Here is a 17,006-nt window from a genome sequence, read left to right as displayed (position 1 = left end):
CTCTCGGTCAGGGGCCCATGTGGGGGTAGTGGTGGGTTGTTGGGGGGACGAAGGTCTCCTTGATTGAGCGGACGCTGGTCCAGCGGGTGAGGTTGAAGATCGAGCCCGCCTTGTCGTTGGTGCCGGAGGCGCGGGCGCCGCCGAAAGGTTGCTGGCCGACGATCGAGCCGGTGGGCTTGTCGTTGATGTAGAAGTTTCCGGCGGCGAAGCGGAGGGTGTCCGTGGCGGCGGCGATGGCGGCTCGGTCGTCGGCGATGATCGCGCCGGTCAGGGCGTACTCCGCGACGCCCTCCATCTGGTGCAGGACGGTGTCGTAGTCGCCGTCGTCGTAGACGTGCACGCCGAGGATCGGGCCGAAGTACTCGGTGGTGAAGATCTCGTCGGTGGGGTCGGACGACTCCAGGACCGTGGGGGTGACGAAGTAGCCGCGGGAGTCGTCCAGTTCGCCCCCGGTGAGGATTTTGATCGTGGCCGTGTCTCGGGCCCGCTCGATGGCGCGGCGGTGCTTGGCGAAGGCGCGGTCGTCGATCACGGCGCCCAGGAACAGGGAGAGGTCGGCGGCGACGTTGCCCATGGTGAGGGACTCGGTCTCGGCGATGAAGTCGTCCCGCATCTGGTTCCAGACGGAGCGCGGCACGTAGGCGCGGGACGCGGCGGAGCATTTCTGACCCTGGTACTCGAAGGCGCCTCGGATCAGGGCCGTCTTCAGCACCGCCGGGTCGGCGGACGGGTGCGCCATGACGAAGTCCTTGCCGCCGGTCTCGCCCACGATGCGCGGGTAGCCCTTGTAGACGGAGATGTTCTCGCCGATCGTCCGCCAGAGGCTCTGGAACGTGGCGGCGGAGCCGGTGAAGTGCAGGCCCGCGAAGTCGGGGTGGCGCAGCGCCGTGGCCGACACGGCCCGCCCGTTCCCGGTGACCAGGTTGATCACGCCGGGTGGGAGTCCGGCCGCCTCCAGCACACGCATCGTGAAGTGGGCGGCGAGTTGCTGAGTCGGGGACGGCTTCCAGACCACGACGTTGCCCATCAGCGCGGGCGCGGTCGGCAGGTTCCCGGCGATCGCGCTGAAGTTGAACGGGGTGATGGCGAGGACGAACCCCTCCAGCGGCCGGTATTCGAGGCGGTTCCACACGCCGGGCGACGACAGCGGCTGGATCTCGTGGATCCGCTGCGCGTAGTGGGCGTTGAACCGCCAGAAGTCGATGAGTTCGCAGGCCGCGTCGATCTCCGCCTGCTGGACGGACTTCGACTGCCCGAGGATCGTGGCGGCGTTCAGCGTGGACCGCCACGGCCCGGCGAGCAGGTCGGCGGCGCGTAGGAAGATCGCGGCGCGGTCGTCGAAGGACATGGCCCGCCAGGCGGGGGCGGCCTCGCGGGCGACGGCGATCGCCTCGGCCACGTCCGGCTCCGTCGCCTCGCCCATCCGGCCTAGGACATGGCCGTGGTTGTGCGGTTCGACGACGTCGATGGGGGTGCCCGCGCCCATGCGCCGGTCGCCGCCGATCGTCATGGTCAGCTCGGTCCGCGCGCTGCCCAGCTCCTTGATCGCGGCCTCCAGCGCGGCGCGCTCCGGGCTGCCCGGCGCGTGGCCCTTGACCGGCTCGTTCCGCGGTACGGGCACGGTGGTGACGGCGTCCATCTCACAGCCCCCCTGCGATGTCGATGTGCCGGGGGCCTACCCGCCGAGGGGGCCGTCAGTCGAAGAGGTGCTGGAGTTCCTGGGTGGCGTACCAGAGGAGCTCGTGGCCCTCGGCGCCGTCGACGGTGAACCGGGCGTCGTCGTCGCCCGCGTCGGCGGCGGGCAGCGCCTCGATGGCGGCCGCGATGTCGGCGGCGGCGTCGGTGCCGTCGACGTGGCCGGACGCCACCTTCGTCCACGGGACGGCGGCGGAGACCTCGACCAGGGCGCGGTCGTCGGTGCCGAGTTCGGCGTTGGCCGCCCAGCCGACCAGGTTGTCGGGCACCTCGGCGGCCAGCACGACACGGCGCCGCGGCGCCGCCGGGTCGGCCGCGAGCAGGCGCAGGGAGGCGCGGGCACCGGCGGACATCGCCGCGTACTCCAGCTCCTCCAGGTCACCGCCCGCGTACCACTCGCGCAGCGCGGGCGTGACCGCGCTCGCCGCGAACGGCGCGGGACCGATCTCCCGGGCGGCGTGCGCGGCCGCGAGGAGCGTGAGCGTGGACGGCAGATAGACGCGCATGACGGTTGGCAGTCTGCCAGAAGGTCACGGCAGGACGGTCAACGCGCGCAGTTCGGCCACGGTGGTGTCGGCGCCGGTGTGGTGGACGCCGACCAGCCCGAGCGCCTCGGCGGCCCGCACGTTGTGCTCCATGTCGTCGATGAGGACGCACTCGGCGGCGTCCAGGCCGAGCAGGTCGAGGGCGTGCCGGAAGATCCGCGCGTCGGGCTTGCGGCACCCGATCTCGCAGGAGATCACGACGGCGTCGAACAGCCCGGCCCACAGGTCGCGCGGGTACTCGTTGCCCCACGAGTTGGACAGCAGCGCGGTGCGGACGCCCGCCGCGCGGACCGTCCGGAGCACGTCGTACATCGGCCGGACGGGCGTGAACGCGCCGAACATGCGGGCGATCAGCCCGGTGGCCGCCACCGGGCCGCCGCCCGTGGTGCGCAGCTCGGCGGCCAGCAGCCGCTCGAACTCCGCGGCGGGCAGGGTGCCGTCCTCGAGCCCGTGGATCGGGTTCGTCCCCGCCCCGTCGTAGGCCCCCGTGACCCAGGCGCCCATCACGTCCGCGTACCGCTCGGCGTCAATCCCCTCGGCGGCGAGCCACACGCCGACCGCCTCGGTGAGCGGCGGGGTGAGAACCCCGCCCCAGTCGGTGATCACAGCCTTGATCGCCACGGATCGTTCAGCGGACACGACCCGATCGTAAGCGATTTCGGTCCGTGCCCGGAGGCCGCCGGCCCCAACTACCGGCGCCGCCCCGGGGCCCGGATCAGGCTGATCTGAGCCGTTGCAGTGCCTCCCGCACTCCCCCGTCGCTTTCCTCCAGTACCACCGTCGCGCGCGACGCGGGCACCTCGCCGAGCAGCGAGACGAGCGCGACGCGGGTGTTCCCCCCCGCCTCGGAGAGCGCGTTCTCGCAGATGCGCGCGTCCATCCCCGTCGCCTCCGTGAGGATGCGCACCAGCCGGGCGCGCAGCTTCGCGTTCAGCGCGTTCACGCTGACCATCAGGTTGGAGTAGGTGCGCCCCATCCTGATCATCAGTGTGGTGGAGAACGAGTTGAGCACGAGCTTGGTCGCCGTGCCCGCCTTCATCCGGGTGGACCCGCTGATCACCTCCGGTCCGGTGGCGAGGCCGATGTGGACCTCGACCTCGTCCCGGTACGGGGTGTGCGGGTTGCAGCTGATCAGCGCGGTGCGGGCGCCGAGAGCAGCGGCGGCGCGCAGGGCGCCCACCACATAGGGGGTGCGGCCGCTGGCCGCGATGCCGATGGCGATGTCGCCCGGCCGGACGTCGCGGGCGTCCCGGCGGCCGAGTTCGACGTCGTCCTCGACGCCCTCGACCGCCTGGGAGAGCGCGCCCGCGCCCCCCGCCTGGTGGGCGACCACCCGGCCCCAGATCCCGAAGGTCGGGGGCAGCTCGGCGGCGTCGATCACCGCGAGCCGGCCGGACGTCCCGGCGCCGAAGTAGTGCACCCGGCCTCCCGTGCGCAGGGAGTCCACGGCGAGGTCGACCAGCCGGGCGACCTCGGGCAGGACGGACGCCACGACCGTCGGGACGGTCGCGTCCTCAGAGTTGATCAGGCGCAGCACCTCCAGGGTCGGCAGCGTGTCGACGTCGAGGGTCCGGGGGTTCCGGCCCTCGGTGGGGAGCTCGCAATCGATCACCGACGCCTCCGGTCGGTTCGCACGGTCCGGCCGCGGACCGCCTCGTACGTGGCTTCCAGGGCCTTGCGGGTCGGCCCGTAGGTGCGCTGCGCCACTCCGACGAAGACGCAGTCGACAACCGTGAGCTGCGCCAGCCGGCTGGCGGTGGCGCCGGAGCGGAAGGTCGTCTCCCGCGCCGCCGTGGTCAGGATCAGATCGGACACCTCCGCGATCGGGGACTTGGGGAAATTGGTGAGCGCGACGGTCTTGGCGCCCCTGCTCCGGGCCACCTCCAGCGCGTCGATGGTCTCCACCGTCGCGCCCGTGTGCGAGATCCCGATCGCCACGCTCGTGCTGCCCAGCACCGCGGCGCTGGTGAGCATGATGTGGGCGTCCGCCCAGGCCGAGCAGATGCGCCCTATGCGGTGCAGCTTCTGCTGGAAGTCGGCCGCGACGAACGCGCTGGCGCCGACGCCGTAGACGTCGACGCGGTCCGCGGCCACGACGGCGTCCACGACCTGTTCCAGCATCTTGATGTCGAGCTGGGACGCGGTCTCCTCGACGGCCCTGGCGTCGGCGAACGTCACCTTCTCGACGATCTGCTCCAGGGAGTCGTCCGGGCTGATGTCGCTGCCGATGACCCTTCCCCCGGCGGCGCTCTGGGCCCGTCCCGCCTCCGTCGCCAGGGTCAGCCGCAGCTCCGGATAGCCGTGGAATCCGATCGCGCGGCAGAACCTGATGACCGTGGTCTCGGACGTGCCACAGGCCTGCGCGAGTTCGGTGATGGTGGAGTTGGCGACCCCCTCGGGGTCGTCGATGACACGTTGTGCGACTCGCCGCTCGGCGGGGGGCAGCGAGGGTAGCAGCGAGCGGACCCGGACCACGGTGCTCAGCGGTGTGGTGTCCCGTTCCCGCCCCCCTTCGGAGGACGGGGGTGGGGACGCCGAACCGTCCCCGGGCGAACCGGGCTCCCCCGTGATCCCCCGCTCGGGGCCCTGCTCAAGGCTCCGCTCGGAGCCGATGGGTTTCCTCATGATGGAAATTTTCTTACGTGCAGGATGTCACGTCAACGTTAGAAAAGGCTACGGTCGCCATGTGTTGACCCATTTGGCCGGTCCTTACGTGGTCGGTATCGACGCGGGTGGCACGAAGACCCGCTGCGTCGTACTGACGCTGGGGGGTGCCTTGGCCGGTTCCGGCACCGGCCCCGGGGCCAACCCCAACTCTGGAGGCGACACCGCAGGGGCGCTGACCACAGCCCTACAGGAGGCTCTCGGAGACCTCGACCGTACCCACATCCTCACCGGCGTCTTCGGGATCGCCGGCGCCGGTTCCGCCGGACGGCCCGCGGCCGTCGCGGCGGCACGGCAGGCGTGGCAGGCCGTCGGCCTGCGCGGCTCACCCGCCGTGGTGACCGACATCGCGGTGGCGTTCGCCGCCGGAACCAGCGAGCCCAAGGGCATCGTGGTGTTCTCCGGCACGGGCGCGGGCGCGGCGGTCATCAACGACGGGACGATCGTGCAGCGCGCGGACGGCTACGGCTGGCTCGTCGGGGACGAGGGTTCGGCGGTCTGGCTCGGGAAGGAGGCCGTCCGGGCTGCGCTCGCCGCCTACGACGGTCGCGGCTCCCCGACGCTGCTCACCGATTCGGTCCCCCGGGCCTTGCTCGGCGCCACCGTGGTCGCGGAGATCGACGCGGATCGGCGAAGACCCCGCCGATCGAGGGCGCTGGCCATGGCCGGCGCCCCTTCGTCGTCACCGGGCAGTCCCCTGGCCCACCAGGCCGCCGTGCTCGCCTCCGGAGCAGGCACCCCCGTCGCAAGCGGCACGGGCACCGCCGTGCTGCTCACCGAGTCCCCCTGTCCGCCCTACGGAGACTGTCCGCCCCACGGAGACGGGTCCTGCCCGTCCTCCGGCGATCGGCCGTACCCGCCGCCCGGGAGCGTTCCATACCCGGCGCCGGGGAACGGCCCGGCCGGTCCGCACGGGCCGCCGGGCCGTCCCGCCTCGCACGGGCCGCCAGGCCACCCCGGCACCCACGGCCCGCCGGGCCATCCGGGGTCGCACGGCCATCCGGGCACACACGGCCATCCGGGCTCGCACGGCCCGCGCGGCGATGCGGCGCCGCCGGGGCATCCGGAGATGCCCGGCGCCCCGCCCAATCCCAGGCTCGCCCAAGCGATCATCAAGGAGGTGTACGGCCGTCCGCCCGCGGCGCTCGGGCGGCTCGGCCCGGTCGTCGCCGCCGCCGCGGCCGCCGGTGACCCCGTCGCCCGGCGCATCACCGAAGAGGCCGCGCAGTGGCTGCTCCGCGACGTGGACGCGGTGCGCCCGGCCCTGTCCGATCCCTGCGCACCGGTCGTGATGCACGGCTCGGTGCTCCGCGAGGGACCCGTCGCCGAGGCCGTCCGCACCGGGCTGCGCGACCGTTTCGCCGCCGCGCCGCGCTGTGCGGGCGACGGGGCCGTCGGCGCGGCCGGGATGGCGCTGCGCCGTCTCGGCCATCCACTGCCCGGCTGAACCGCCGGACCGGTCCCGGCTGATCCGTTCCAGCCCGGGCCAACCCAGAACGGGCGGCTCAGAGCCCGCCGCAGGGTTCATCGCGATGGACCCCACAAGATCCACACCAGTGGTCCTGGGGTCCATCGTGACCCTGCTGTGACCAGGGGGGCGGCCGTGGAACGTGATACCGGTGCGCCGCCCTCACACGCCGTCCCCACGCCCGTGCCCGCTCCCGTGCTCACGCCGCATGCCCACTCGTTGTGGCGGGTCGACAGCGCGTCGGCGAGCCGTTAACGTCGCGACGTCCGATGCGACCGAATAACCGAGACCATGTCGGGGGGCCTGGTCAGGTGCGTTCCACACGACCGCTCGCGTTCGCGGCGGCGCTGGCCGTGACGTTGCCCGTGGCGCTGACCGCGGGCTGCGACGACGGGTCGTCGTCCGCCCGGTCCGGCTCGCCCCGTTCACCCGGCTCGTCCGGTTCGACGGCGAGCGCGGCACCGGCGCCGGACGCCTGGATCCCCGGCCGCGTCGCGAAGATGAGCGTGCGGGAGAAGGTCGGGCAGCTGTTCGTCACCCGGTTCTCCAGCCGCGCCGACGGCCTGGCGAAGATCAGGAAGTACCACGTCGGCGGGCTGATCTACTTCCCGAACAACATGAGCACCCCGAAGCGGACGGCCGCGCAGTCGAACGCGTTGCAGAAGGCGTCCACGATCCCGCTGCTGCTCGGCGTGGACGAGGAGCAGGGCATCGTCTCGCGCACGCCGTTCATCACCCGGTTCCCCGGCAACATGGCGCTCGGCGCGGCCGGGAACCCCGCCGACGCCCGCGCCGCCGCCCAGGTCACCGGCACCGAGCTGCGCGCCGTCGGCATCAACCTGGACTACGCGCCCGACGCCGACGTGAACGTGAACCCGCGCAACCCGGTGATCGGGCTGCGCTCGTTCGGCGCCGACCCGGGCCTGGTGTCGAAGCTGGTGACCGGCGCCGTCAACGGGTACCAGGCCGCCGGGGTCGCCGCGTCCGCCAAGCATTTCCCCGGCCACGGCGACACCGCCACCGACAGCCACACCGGGCTGCCGGTCATCAAACACTCGCGCGCGATGTGGGAGCGGCTGGACGCGCCCCCGTTCCGGGCCGCGATCGCCGCCAATGTCGACATGGTGATGACCGCGCACATCGTCGTGCCGAAGCTCATCAAGTCTGTTCCGGGGGGTGTGGGGGGTCGCCCCCCCACAGCAGAAGAGTCGGGCGACCCGTCCACGCTGTCGCCCGCCGTTCTGACCGGGTTGCTGCGCGGCGCGCTCGGCTACCAGGGCGTCATCACGACCGACTCGCTGGAGATGGCGGGCGTCCGGGAGAAGTACGGCGACAAGGTCGCCCCGGTCCGCGCGATCCAGGCGGGCGCCGACCAACTGCTGATGCCGCCGAGCCTGCCGCGCGCCTACGGGGCGGTGCTGGCGGCCGTCCAGTCCGGGAAGATCACGCAACGGCGGCTGGACGAGTCGGTCACGCGCGTCCTGCGGCTCAAGCAGCGGCGCGGCCTGTTCGGATCGCGGACCGCCGACCCGGCGAAGGCCGACGCCGTGATCGGCACCGCCGCGAACAAGGCCATCGCGCGCAGTGTCGCCGAACACTCGATCACCCTTGTGCGCAACGAGCGGCACGTGCTGCCGTTGAAGGGTCGCAAGGTCGCCGTGACCGGGCCGCACAGCGCGGCGCTCCGTACGGCGCTGCGCCGCCAGGGCGTCACGGTGACGTCCGGTGGCTCCGCCGACGTCACTGTGCTGACCACCGTGAACGCGGGCGGGGCCACGGCCGCCGAGATCCGGTCCCTCGGATCGAAACCGGTGGTCGTCGCCGCGCTCGGCCGCCCCTACGACCTCGACCACGCCGGGGGCGCCGCCGCCGCGCTCGCCACCTACTCCACCAGCGCGGTGTCGATCACCGCGCTGGCGAAGGTACTGAGCGGGGCGGTGAACCCGACCGGACGCCTGCCGGTGCCCGTGGCCGGGAAGAAGGTCGGCCACGGACTCGGCTACCGGTAGGCGGCCCGCCCGGTTCAGGCCCCCAGTTCGGCGAGGCCGGGCAGGTGGTCGCGGGCGGCCTCGTGGGCCTGCCCGGCCGTGCGGGCCGCGCGGGCGGCGGCGGCCGCCCGGCGACACTGGTCCAGCGTGTGGCGGGCGAGCGCGGCCCGCACCAGCGGCAGCGACGGCGCGCTCATCGACAGCGACGTCACGCCGAGACCCACCAGGACGCAGGCCAGCGCCGGGTCGGCCGCGGCCTCCCCGCAGACGCCGCACGGGACGCCCGCGTCCGCCGCCGGGGCGACCAGGTCGAGGACGGCGGGCTGCCACGGGTCCTGGAGGTGGGCGAGGCCGCCGACCTGGCGGTCCGCCGCGCACGTGTACTGCGTGAGGTCGTTGGTGCCGAGGCTGAAGAACTCCACCTCCGGCGCGAGGTCGCGGGCGCGCAGCGCGGCCGCGGGCACCTCGATCATCACGCCGGGATGCGCGATGCCCGCCTCGCGGCAGGCGGCGGCGAAGTAGGCGGCCTCGGCGGCGTCCGTCACCATCGGCGCCATGACCTGGAGCTTCACGGTCAGACCGGCGGCGGCGCGGGACAGCGCGGCGAGCTGGGCGGCCAGCACGTCCGGGTGCCGCCGCATCATCCGCAGGCCGCGCTCGCCGAGCGCCGGGTTCGGCTCCTCGCCGGGCGCCGGGAGGAACGCCAGCGGCTTGTCGGCACCGGCGTCGAGCGTCCGGACGACGACGCGCCCCTCGGGGAACGCCTCCAGGACGGCCCGGTACGCCTCCTCCTGCTCCGCGTCGGACGGGGGCGTCGCGCGGTCGAGGAAGAGGAACTCGGTGCGGTACAGGCCGACGCCCTCCGCGCCGTTGGCCAGCGCGGCCTCGACGTCCTTCGGGCCGCCGACGTTCGCCAGCAGCGGCACCCGGTGCCCGTCCTTGGTCGCGCCGGGACCGGTGGCGCCGTCCAGGACGGACGCGCGGGCGGCGACGGCGGCACGCGCGGCGGCGACCTCGGCGCCGGACGGGTCGACCTTCACCGTCCCGGCGGCGCCGTCGACGAGGACGCGGGTACCGTCCGCCAGCTCGGTCGCGCCGGGCAGCGCCACGACGGCGGGCACGCCCATCGTCCGGGCGAGGATCGCGGTGTGGCTCGTCGGCCCGCCCTCCTCGGTGACGAACGCGACGACCTGCGCGGGGTCGAGCACGGCCGTGTCGGCGGGGGCCAGATCGCGGGCGACCAGCACGAACGGCTCGTCACCTCCGTCCGACTCGGGGACGCCCGGCATCGGCAGGCCGAGCAGCCGGGCGACCGCGCGGTCGCGGATGTTGTCCAGGTCGGCGACCCGGGCGGCCATGTACTCCCCGGCCCCGGCGAGCAGGTCACGGTAGACGCCGAACGCCTCGTACACGGCGCGGGCGGCGGTGGTCCCGCCCTCGATCCTGGCGCGGACCTCGTCGGCGAGACCGGGGTCGCGGGCCATCAGCGCCTGCGCGTTCAGCACCTCCTCGCCGACCGGGTTGCCCACCTCGGCGGCGCGGGTCCCGCGTTCCTCCAGGTCGGCGGCGACGGCCTCCAGCGCGCCGAGGGCCGCGTCGCGCTCGGCGGCGGCGTCGCCGCCGTGCCGGGACCCGGCGGGCGGCTCGGGCACGGCGCCCGCGATGCTCCGCACCGGTCCGGCGCCGACTCCCGGGCTGACTCCCGCGCCCCGCAGGACGCCACTCGCTGCGTCCGCCACCGTCAGGACTCCTCCAGCTCCGACGCGGAGAGCAACTTCTCCAGGTCGTCGAGCAGCTCGTCGGCGCCCGCGCCGTCCGCGGACAGCACGACCTCCTCACCGTGCCGCGCGTCCAGGCCGAGCACCGCGAGGATGCTCTTGGCGTTCACCGGGGCGCCGCCCGCCTTGGCGACGGTCACGTCCATCGGCGCCTTCGCCGCCGTCTGGACGAACAGCGCGGCCGGCCGCGCGTGCAGCCCCACCCTCGACTGGATCTTGACACTGCGCTCGGTCACGGCACACTCCTCCATGGCAAATCAGCCCTTGATGGCGTTCAGCTCTGTCGCTTCTGGCTCTGGTGCCGGCCGCGCACCCGCAGCGCGGGGCCCGGCACGACGTCCACGTCCTTGAAGTCGGGGACGACGTGGTCGGCTCCGGCGAGCGCGCCCGCCGGCTGGGTGGTGAGGACGCCCACGCAGGTCATGCCCGCGGCCTTCACGGCCGCGACGCCCGCCGGGGTGTCCTCGAACCCGACCGTCTCCTCGACCGGGACGTCCAGGTCACGGGCGGCGGCCAGGTAGCCCTCCGGGTGGGGCTTGCCGGAGGCGACGTCCCCGGCGGTCACCACGATGTCGAGCAGGCCGCGGACGCCCAGTTCGTCCAGCAGCCCCTCCGCGTACGAGCGTTCCCCCGACGTCACCACCGCCAGCGGCACGCCCGCGTCCGCCAGCGACCAGAGCAGCCCCACCGCGCCGGGAACGGGCGCGACGGGCGGCAGCCCCGGCGCCGACTGGTACGACACCACCTGCTCGAACAGCTCCTCGACCGTCCGGCCGGGGAACAGGTGGGCCAGGTCGGCCAGCACCTCCATTCCGCGGCGTCCCGCGAACGAGGCGATCAACGCGTCGTCGTGGGGGACGCCGTGTGCGTCGAACAGCCGCGACCACTGCGCGCGGCTGCGCGGCTCGGTGTCGATGAGGGTGCCGTCGAGGTCGAACACGGCGGCGCCCAGGCCGATCACCGTCATCCGTTCAGTTCCATGTGAAGAGCTCTGCCCCCTTGGTCACCTCGCCCGACTCCACGACGTCCGTCAGGGCCTCGGCGTTCGCGTCCAGGGCGACGACCGCGCAGACCGGGGAGCGTCCGCCCGCCTCGATGACGGCCGGGTCCCAGGCCACGACCGGCTGCCCGGCGGTGACCTGGTCGCCCTCGGCGGCGACGAGCTCGAAGCCCTGCCCCTTCAGCTTCACGGTGTCGATGCCGAGGTGGACGAGGACGCCGTGGCCCTCGGTGTCCACCACGACGAAGGCGTGCGGATGCAACTTGACGATCTTGCCGGTGACGGGGGCGATGGCGTGGCCGGGGCCGCGCTCGGGGTCGACCGCCGTGCCCGGGCCGACCATGGCCTGGGCGAACACCGGGTCGGGCACACCGGCGAGGCCGACCACCCGGCCGGCGACCGGCGACAGTACGTGGGTCATCAGCGGGGGTCTCCTTCTATCAGTCGATCGGTCGGGGTCGGTCGAGTCGAATCGATCTCCGGGTCGGGATCAGCTCACTCGAGGATGTCCTCGATGTCGCTGGCGAGGGTGTCGGCCTCGGTGCCGACGACGACCTGCACGACGGTGCCGCTGCGCATGACGCCGATCGCGCCCGCCTTCTTCAGCGCGGCGTCGTCGACCTTGCTCGCGTCGGAGACCTCCGTGCGGAGCCGGGTCGCGCAGGGCTCGATGTCCACGATGTTCGCGGCGCCGCCCAGGGCGGCCACGATGGCCTCGGCCTTGTCCATGTTCTTCTCCTTGGGGTGGGCCCGGCTCGCCGGGTCTGGGGACGGTCAGTCTGTCTGCGTGACCTTGTTCAGGCCACGGGGCACATCAGGGTCGATGCCGAGACGGCGCGCGAGGTTCTCGACCAGCAGCTGTCCGGGGACGATGAGGCCGAGCGGCGCCGTCCACTCGGGCAGCGCGGGGCCGGGCAGCGTCGCCGAGCACGCCGCCGCGAGGTCGGCGCCGCCGCCGACGCCGAACGCGCGGGCGCCCGCGCTCTCCACCCGGCGGGCGAGGGCGACCGTCCCGGCCAGCGTCGGGCCGGAGTCGGCGGCGACCAGAAGCGCGGGCGTCTGCTCGTCGACGACGGCGATCGGGCCGTGCAGCAGGTCGGCGTAGGACAGGCCCATCGCGTGCAGGTAGCACGCCTCCTTGATCTTCAGGGCCAGTTCCAGCGCGGTGCCGAACGCGATGCCGCGCCCGGACACGACCGTGCCGGGCACCTTCGCCAGCGCCTCGACGATCTCCTCCAGCGCGGGCGACGCCTCGGTCAGCTCGATCATCCGGGCGACCTCGTCCGGGACGCGGCGCAGGTCGTCCTCCGCCGCCTCCGCGCCGAGCCCGAGGCCGAGCACCGCCAGCGCGGCGAGCTGGGTCGTGTAGGTCTTGGTGGCGGGGACGGCGATCTCGTCCCCGGCGAGCGTGATGAGCGCGACCTCGGCGGCCTCGGCCAGCGGCGACCCCGCGCCGTTGGTGACGGCGACCGTCCGGGCGCCGCAGTCGCGCGCCCAGTCGAGCGTCTCGACGATCTCCTCGGTCTTGCCGGACTGACTGATCGCCACGGCCAGCACGCCGGACAGGTCGAGCCTGCGCTTGTACGTCGTCGCGATGGACGGCGCCGCGAGCGTCGCGAGCCGTCCGGTGTGGGATTCCACCAGGTAGCGGCCGTACACCGCGGCGTTGTCTGACGACCCGCGCGCGATGAACAGCACCTGCCGCGTTTCCCCCGCCAAGGCCGCCAGGTCGGCCGTGCGCGGCAGCAGCGCGTCGATCGTCCGGCGCAGCGCGTCCGGCTGCTCGCCGATCTCGGCGCGCATGAGACTGGTCATGATCCCCCTCCGAAGACTTTCTGCCCGCCCACCCACGTCGTACGCGCGCGGTGGTCCGGCCCCAACCAGACCAGATCGGCGGCGGCGCCACGCGAGATCCGGCCGAGGTCGGGACGGCCGATGAGGTCGGCCGGAACCCGGGTGGCGGCGTCCACCGCCGTGACGGCGTCGATCCCGAGACCGACCGCGTTGGCGATCGCCTCGTCCAGCCGGAGCCCGGACCCGGCGAGCGTGCCGTCGGCGCGCAGCGGCGGGCCCTCCTCGGGCATGGTGATCGGCTCGCCGCCGAGTTCGTAGGTGCCGGGCGGCATCCCGGCGGACGAGGCGGCGTCGGTGACGAGCACGACCCGTCCGGCGGCGGCGCGGAACACCAGCTCGGCGACCTTGCCGGCGACATGGTGCAGGTCGAGGATCAGGCCGGGGTGGAGCCTGTCGTCGATGAGCGCCTGCACGGCGACGCCCGGGTCGCGGTGGTGGACGCCGGTCTGCGCGTTGAAGATGTGGGTGACCATGCGGGCCCCGGCGTCGGCCGCCGCCTCGACCTGGTCGGCGGTCGCGTCGCTGTGCCCGACGCTGACCAGCACGCCCGCCTCGGTCAGGGCGCGGATCGCGTCGAGCGCGCCGTTCCGCTCGGGCGCGAGGGTGACCAGCTTGACGAGCCCGGTCTCCAGCAGCGTCGCGATCGACTCGGGCGCCGGGTCGGTCAGGTGGACGGCGTTGTGCGCGCCCTTGCGCTTCTCCGACAGGAACGGTCCTTCGAGATGGACGCCGAGGACGCGCGCGCCCGCCGGAAGGCCCGGGAGCAGGTCGCGGCCGCGGCGCAGCGCGGCGGCCTGCGTCTCGACCGGGGCGGTGATGAAGGTGGGCATGAACGAGGTCACGCCGGTCTCGGGCAGGCGGGACACGAGGGTGTGCCAGCCGATCTCGTCGGCGTCCACCATGTCGTGCCCGAAGAACCCGTTGACCTGGAGGTCGACCAGGCCGGGCGCGAGCAGCCCGTCCGGCAGGTGGACGTCGGCCTCCCCTGCCGGTCTGCCCTCCCCGACCTCGGCGATCACACCGTTCTCGACCTGGACGTATCCCGGGGAGACGACGCGGGTAGGAGTACCCGCGGGGGTCATGATCACGCTGTCGGCCGTGATCAGTAGTGATGCCATAAGTGCCGCACTCTCTGCTACACGACGATCGCTGGTCGTTTCCGCCCGATGCAACTGGTCTAGTCCGGACTAGACCAGTACGCACCATACTCCACGAATCGGATGAAGATGAAGATGCGGGCCCGAACTCGCCAGAGAACCGTCCCTCGCCGGGAAGGCGCCGGTCCGCGAGCCGCCGCCGGTGAACGCCGCCGGTGGTCGACTGTTTCGGCCCGCCCCGGGCGGCCCCGGGGGCGCCCGGCCCGCGATCGCCGCGTCCGGGGGCCGGAGGGCCGACCCCCCGGCACCGGACCGGGTGCCGGAAGAGGACAACCCGTCCGGGTACCGGCCGGACGGCCCGCCCGTTAGGCGTCCATGACCTGCGAGTTCCCCGTTCCGGGCGCCCGGCGGGCTTGACCTGGTCGTTACGAATTCGTGCATTGACATGCCTTTCGGTCCTGTGGTCTAGTCCGGCCTAGACCAGTACGAACCAAATCGATTACGTTCGAATCACCGAACAGCCCACCCCACCGTCGAAACCCGGCGAATCCCATCGATCCGGCCCCCGGCCATCGAGGACACCCCCGTGACGACCATCGACCCGCACAGTCCCGTACCGAAGTACTTCCAGCTTCGCGCGATCCTGCTCGACCTGATCGAGAGCGCGGAGCTGCCCGTCGACGCCCCGATCCCCTCGGAGCGCGAGCTGTGCGTCCGGTACGGGCTGTCACGCATGACCGTGCGGCAAGGCGTCGACCAGCTCGTCTCCGAGGGCCGGCTGTACCGAGTCCCGGGCAAGGGCACCTTCGTGGCCCGACCCAAGATCGAGATGCCGCTGCGGCTCGTCTCGTTCACCGAGGACATGCTCAGCCGCGGCCTGCACCCCGGCGCGATCGACCTGGACCGGCGAACCGTCCCCGCGGACGCCCGGCTGGCCAGGATCTTCGAAGTCGAACCGGGCACCGAGATACATGTCGTCGAACGGCTCCGGACGGCCGACGGCGAGCCGATGGCGCTGGAACGTGCCCACATCCTCGCCTCGCTCGCCCCCGACCTGCTCGACCGCCGCCTCGCCGACCGCTCGCTGTACGGCGTTCTCGAGGCGGTGTACGGGCTGGTCTTCGACGCGGGAGACCAGACCATCGACGCCAGCCTGGCGGACGCGGCCGACGCCAGGCACCTACAGATCCCCAGGGGCAGTGCCGTGCTGCTCTTGCAACGCCGCTCCTACACCGGAGGCGTATGCGCCGAACTGGGCGTGTCGACCTACAGGGCGGACCGGTACCAGATCCACACGGCTCTAGGAAATCCCCCGCCCACGCAGTAGTAGTCCTGACCCCGCCCAACCCTGAGAACTCCTGTAACCCCTGAGGAGGAACCACGCGATGACAGCCACGACAGTGGACTCCGCGCCACGGCGAGGGTCGAGCACCCTCGCGATATTGCAGCGGATCGGCCGCAGCCTCATGCTGCCGATCGCCGTCCTGCCGGCCGCGGCTATCCTGCTACGTCTCGGCCAGCCCGACATGCTCGGCAAGGACGGGCTCGAATGGAACCGCGTCGCCGAGATCGTCGGTGAGGCCGGCAACGCGCTGTTCGTCGCCCTGCCGCTGCTGTTCGCGGTCGGTGTGGCGATCGGCTTCGCGAAGAAGTCCGACGGCTCCACCGCGCTCGCCGCCGTGGTCGGCTACCTGGTCTACGACCGGGTTTCCAAGATCATGTTCTCGCACAGCGACGACCTCAAGGGCAACGTCCAGATCACCAAGGTGCAGGACGGCGCCCAGACCGTGGTCATCGACTGGGGCCTGAAGAACCCGACCGACGTCATCGGCGGCATCCTCATCGGCCTCACCGCGGCACTGCTCTACCAGCGGTACTACCGCGTGAAGCTGCCGAGCTACCTGGCGTTCTTCGGGGGACGCCGGTTCGTCCCGATCGTCACCGCGTTCGCCGCGCTGATCCTCGGCGTCCTGATCGGCTTCATCTGGCCCGTGTTCGGCGGCTGGCTGAACGACTTCGGGGACTGGGTCACCGGCGCGGGCGCGCTCGGCGCGGGCGTCTACGGCGTCGTCAACCGGTTGCTGCTGCCCTTCGGCCTGCACCACATCCCGAACTCGCTCATCTGGTTCGTCTTCGGCTCGTACAAGGGTCCGGACGGCGTCGTCCACGGCGAGATCAACCGCTACCTGGCGGGCGACCCCAACGCGGGCGGTTTCCTCGCGGGATACTTCCCCGTCCTGATGTTCGGCCTGCCGGGCGCGGCGTTCGCCATGTGGCGCGCCGCTCCCCCGCACCGCCGCGCGGCGGTCGGCGGCATCATGCTGTCGGCGGCGCTCACCGCGTTCGTCACCGGCGTCACCGAGCCGATCGAGTTCGCGTTCATGTTCGTCGCGCCCGTCCTGTACGTGGTGCACGTCGTCCTCACCGGCATCTCGATGGCCGTATTGGAGGCAGCCGGGGCACAACTCGGCTTCGGCTTCTCCGCGGGCCTGATCGACCTGCTGCTGAACGCGCGGAAGGACAATACGGAGCAACTACCGCTCATCCTCGGTATGGGCGTCCTGTACTTCTTCATCTACTACTTCATATTCAAGTTCCTGATCACGAAGTTCAACTTCGCGACGCCCGGTCGGGAACCTGAAGGAGAGGAGTCGACGGCGGCGGACCCCGCCGTCGATCCGGAAATGGCCGGTGGCAAGACCGGCGCGCAGGAATCCGCCGCGAGCGGCTGACCAACCCCGGGGGCGCCGCCAGCCCCTCATCAACGCGGCGCCCCCAACTCCGGGCCGGTCCAGCCCCCGCCAGCCCCCAACGGGGGTGTGGGGGCCGTCCCCCACAAGGACCGGCTCGGCGCAGAGAGTCCCGGACCCCGCATCCTCCCCCTCCTCCCGGGACTCGCTCCCAGGCGGCGGGACGC

At 72.7% G+C, this 17,006-nt stretch carries 15 protein-coding genes and 1 pseudogene; 4 read left to right on the top strand and 12 right to left on the bottom strand.

Annotation, left to right across the window (positions count from 1 at the left end):
• Positions 1-7: 7 nt before the first annotated feature.
• The 5 genes from pruA to ABD808_RS22000 form a co-directional block, all read right to left on the bottom strand.
• Entirely contained in the window at positions 8-1,639 is a 1,632-nt protein-coding gene (pruA, locus tag ABD808_RS22020; protein ID WP_344899620.1) for an L-glutamate gamma-semialdehyde dehydrogenase, read from the bottom strand.
• A 55-nt stretch (positions 1,640-1,694) separates the two neighbouring features.
• On the bottom strand, positions 1,695-2,201 hold the full coding sequence (locus ABD808_RS22015) for a DUF6912 family protein (protein ID WP_344899618.1): 507 nt from the start codon (positions 2,199-2,201) through the stop codon (positions 1,695-1,697).
• A gap of 24 nt (positions 2,202-2,225) precedes the next feature.
• Positions 2,226-2,879 carry an HAD family hydrolase gene (locus tag ABD808_RS22010; RefSeq protein WP_344899616.1) on the bottom strand — a complete coding sequence of 218 codons (654 nt, stop codon included), beginning with the start codon at positions 2,877-2,879 and terminating at the stop codon, positions 2,226-2,228.
• Positions 2,880-2,955: 76 nt separating this feature from the next.
• Positions 2,956-3,852, bottom strand: coding sequence for an N-acetylmuramic acid 6-phosphate etherase (gene murQ / locus ABD808_RS22005; RefSeq protein WP_344899614.1), 897 nt, complete (start codon positions 3,850-3,852; stop codon positions 2,956-2,958).
• Positions 3,849-4,865 (bottom strand): MurR/RpiR family transcriptional regulator, encoded by a 1,017-nt coding sequence (locus ABD808_RS22000; RefSeq protein WP_344899612.1) that lies wholly within the window; start codon positions 4,863-4,865, stop codon positions 3,849-3,851. Before ABD808_RS22000 ends, murQ begins: the two co-directional genes overlap by 4 nt.
• Positions 4,866-4,926: 61 nt before the next feature.
• On the opposite strand from ABD808_RS22000, the gene ABD808_RS21995 reads away from it, so the two are divergent.
• Entirely contained in the window at positions 4,927-6,351 is a 1,425-nt protein-coding gene (locus ABD808_RS21995) for a BadF/BadG/BcrA/BcrD ATPase family protein (protein WP_344899610.1), read from the top strand.
• A 332-nt stretch (positions 6,352-6,683) separates the two neighbouring features.
• On the top strand, positions 6,684-8,381 hold the full coding sequence (locus ABD808_RS21990; protein WP_344899608.1) for a glycoside hydrolase family 3 protein: 1,698 nt from the start codon (positions 6,684-6,686) through the stop codon (positions 8,379-8,381).
• Between the two features lie 14 nt (positions 8,382-8,395).
• Here the strand turns inward: ABD808_RS21990 and ptsP are convergent, their stop codons facing one another.
• From ptsP to nagA, 7 genes and pseudogenes are all read right to left on the bottom strand, one after another.
• The gene (ptsP, locus tag ABD808_RS21985; protein ID WP_344899606.1) at positions 8,396-10,099 is read right to left on the bottom strand and encodes a phosphoenolpyruvate--protein phosphotransferase; all 1,704 of its coding nucleotides are present in this window, start codon (positions 10,097-10,099) and stop codon (positions 8,396-8,398) included.
• 2 nt (positions 10,100-10,101) lie between these two features.
• The gene (locus tag ABD808_RS21980; RefSeq protein WP_344899604.1) at positions 10,102-10,374 is read right to left on the bottom strand and encodes an HPr family phosphocarrier protein; all 273 of its coding nucleotides are present in this window, start codon (positions 10,372-10,374) and stop codon (positions 10,102-10,104) included.
• A 38-nt stretch (positions 10,375-10,412) separates the two neighbouring features.
• Complete coding sequence (locus tag ABD808_RS21975) at positions 10,413-11,105, bottom strand: HAD family hydrolase (protein WP_344899602.1); 693 nt, start codon at positions 11,103-11,105, stop codon at positions 10,413-10,415.
• Between the two features lie 4 nt (positions 11,106-11,109).
• Positions 11,110-11,559 (bottom strand): PTS sugar transporter subunit IIA, encoded by a 450-nt coding sequence (locus tag ABD808_RS21970; protein WP_344899600.1) that lies wholly within the window; start codon positions 11,557-11,559, stop codon positions 11,110-11,112.
• A gap of 74 nt (positions 11,560-11,633) precedes the next feature.
• Positions 11,634-11,885: pseudogene (locus ABD808_RS21965) on the bottom strand (PTS sugar transporter subunit IIB); the annotation flags it as partial.
• Positions 11,886-11,912: 27 nt separating this feature from the next.
• A complete protein-coding gene (locus ABD808_RS21960; RefSeq protein WP_344899598.1) occupies positions 11,913-12,953 on the bottom strand; it encodes an SIS domain-containing protein in 1,041 nt (346 codons plus the stop codon).
• Positions 12,950-14,110 (bottom strand): N-acetylglucosamine-6-phosphate deacetylase, encoded by a 1,161-nt coding sequence (gene nagA / locus ABD808_RS21955; protein WP_344899596.1) that lies wholly within the window; start codon positions 14,108-14,110, stop codon positions 12,950-12,952. Before nagA ends, ABD808_RS21960 begins: the two co-directional genes overlap by 4 nt.
• Positions 14,111-14,675: 565 nt before the next feature.
• Here nagA and ABD808_RS21950 point away from each other — a divergent pair.
• Together ABD808_RS21950 and ABD808_RS21945 are read left to right on the top strand one after the other, a co-directional pair.
• Positions 14,676-15,416: a GntR family transcriptional regulator gene (locus tag ABD808_RS21950; protein WP_344899594.1), complete on the top strand. Its 741-nt coding sequence runs from the start codon at positions 14,676-14,678 to the stop codon at positions 15,414-15,416.
• Between the two features lie 58 nt (positions 15,417-15,474).
• Complete coding sequence (locus ABD808_RS21945) at positions 15,475-16,821, top strand: PTS transporter subunit EIIC (protein WP_344899592.1); 1,347 nt, start codon at positions 15,475-15,477, stop codon at positions 16,819-16,821.
• Positions 16,822-17,006 lie beyond the last annotated feature (185 nt).

The organism is Actinomadura meridiana (assembly GCF_039537545.1).
GTDB lineage: Bacteria > Actinomycetota > Actinomycetes > Streptosporangiales > Streptosporangiaceae > Spirillospora > Spirillospora meridiana.
This window is presented reverse-complemented; position numbering and strand designations above follow the sequence as displayed.

Coding starts and splice junctions, on each gene's coding strand:
- pruA (WP_344899620.1), bottom strand. CDS start 1,639: ATGGACGCCGTCACCACCGTGCCCGTACCGCGGAACGAGCCGGTCAAG.
- ABD808_RS22015 (WP_344899618.1), bottom strand. CDS start 2,201: ATGCGCGTCTATCTGCCGTCCACGCTCACGCTCCTCGCGGCCGCGCAC.
- ABD808_RS22000 (WP_344899612.1), bottom strand. CDS start 4,865: ATGAGGAAACCCATCGGCTCCGAGCGGAGCCTTGAGCAGGGCCCCGAG.
- ABD808_RS21975 (WP_344899602.1), bottom strand. CDS start 11,105: ATGACGGTGATCGGCCTGGGCGCCGCCGTGTTCGACCTCGACGGCACC.
- ABD808_RS21970 (WP_344899600.1), bottom strand. CDS start 11,559: ATGACCCACGTACTGTCGCCGGTCGCCGGCCGGGTGGTCGGCCTCGCC.
- ABD808_RS21960 (WP_344899598.1), bottom strand. CDS start 12,953: ATGACCAGTCTCATGCGCGCCGAGATCGGCGAGCAGCCGGACGCGCTG.
- nagA (WP_344899596.1), bottom strand. CDS start 14,110: ATGGCATCACTACTGATCACGGCCGACAGCGTGATCATGACCCCCGCG.
- ABD808_RS21945 (WP_344899592.1), top strand. CDS start 15,475: ATGACAGCCACGACAGTGGACTCCGCGCCACGGCGAGGGTCGAGCACC.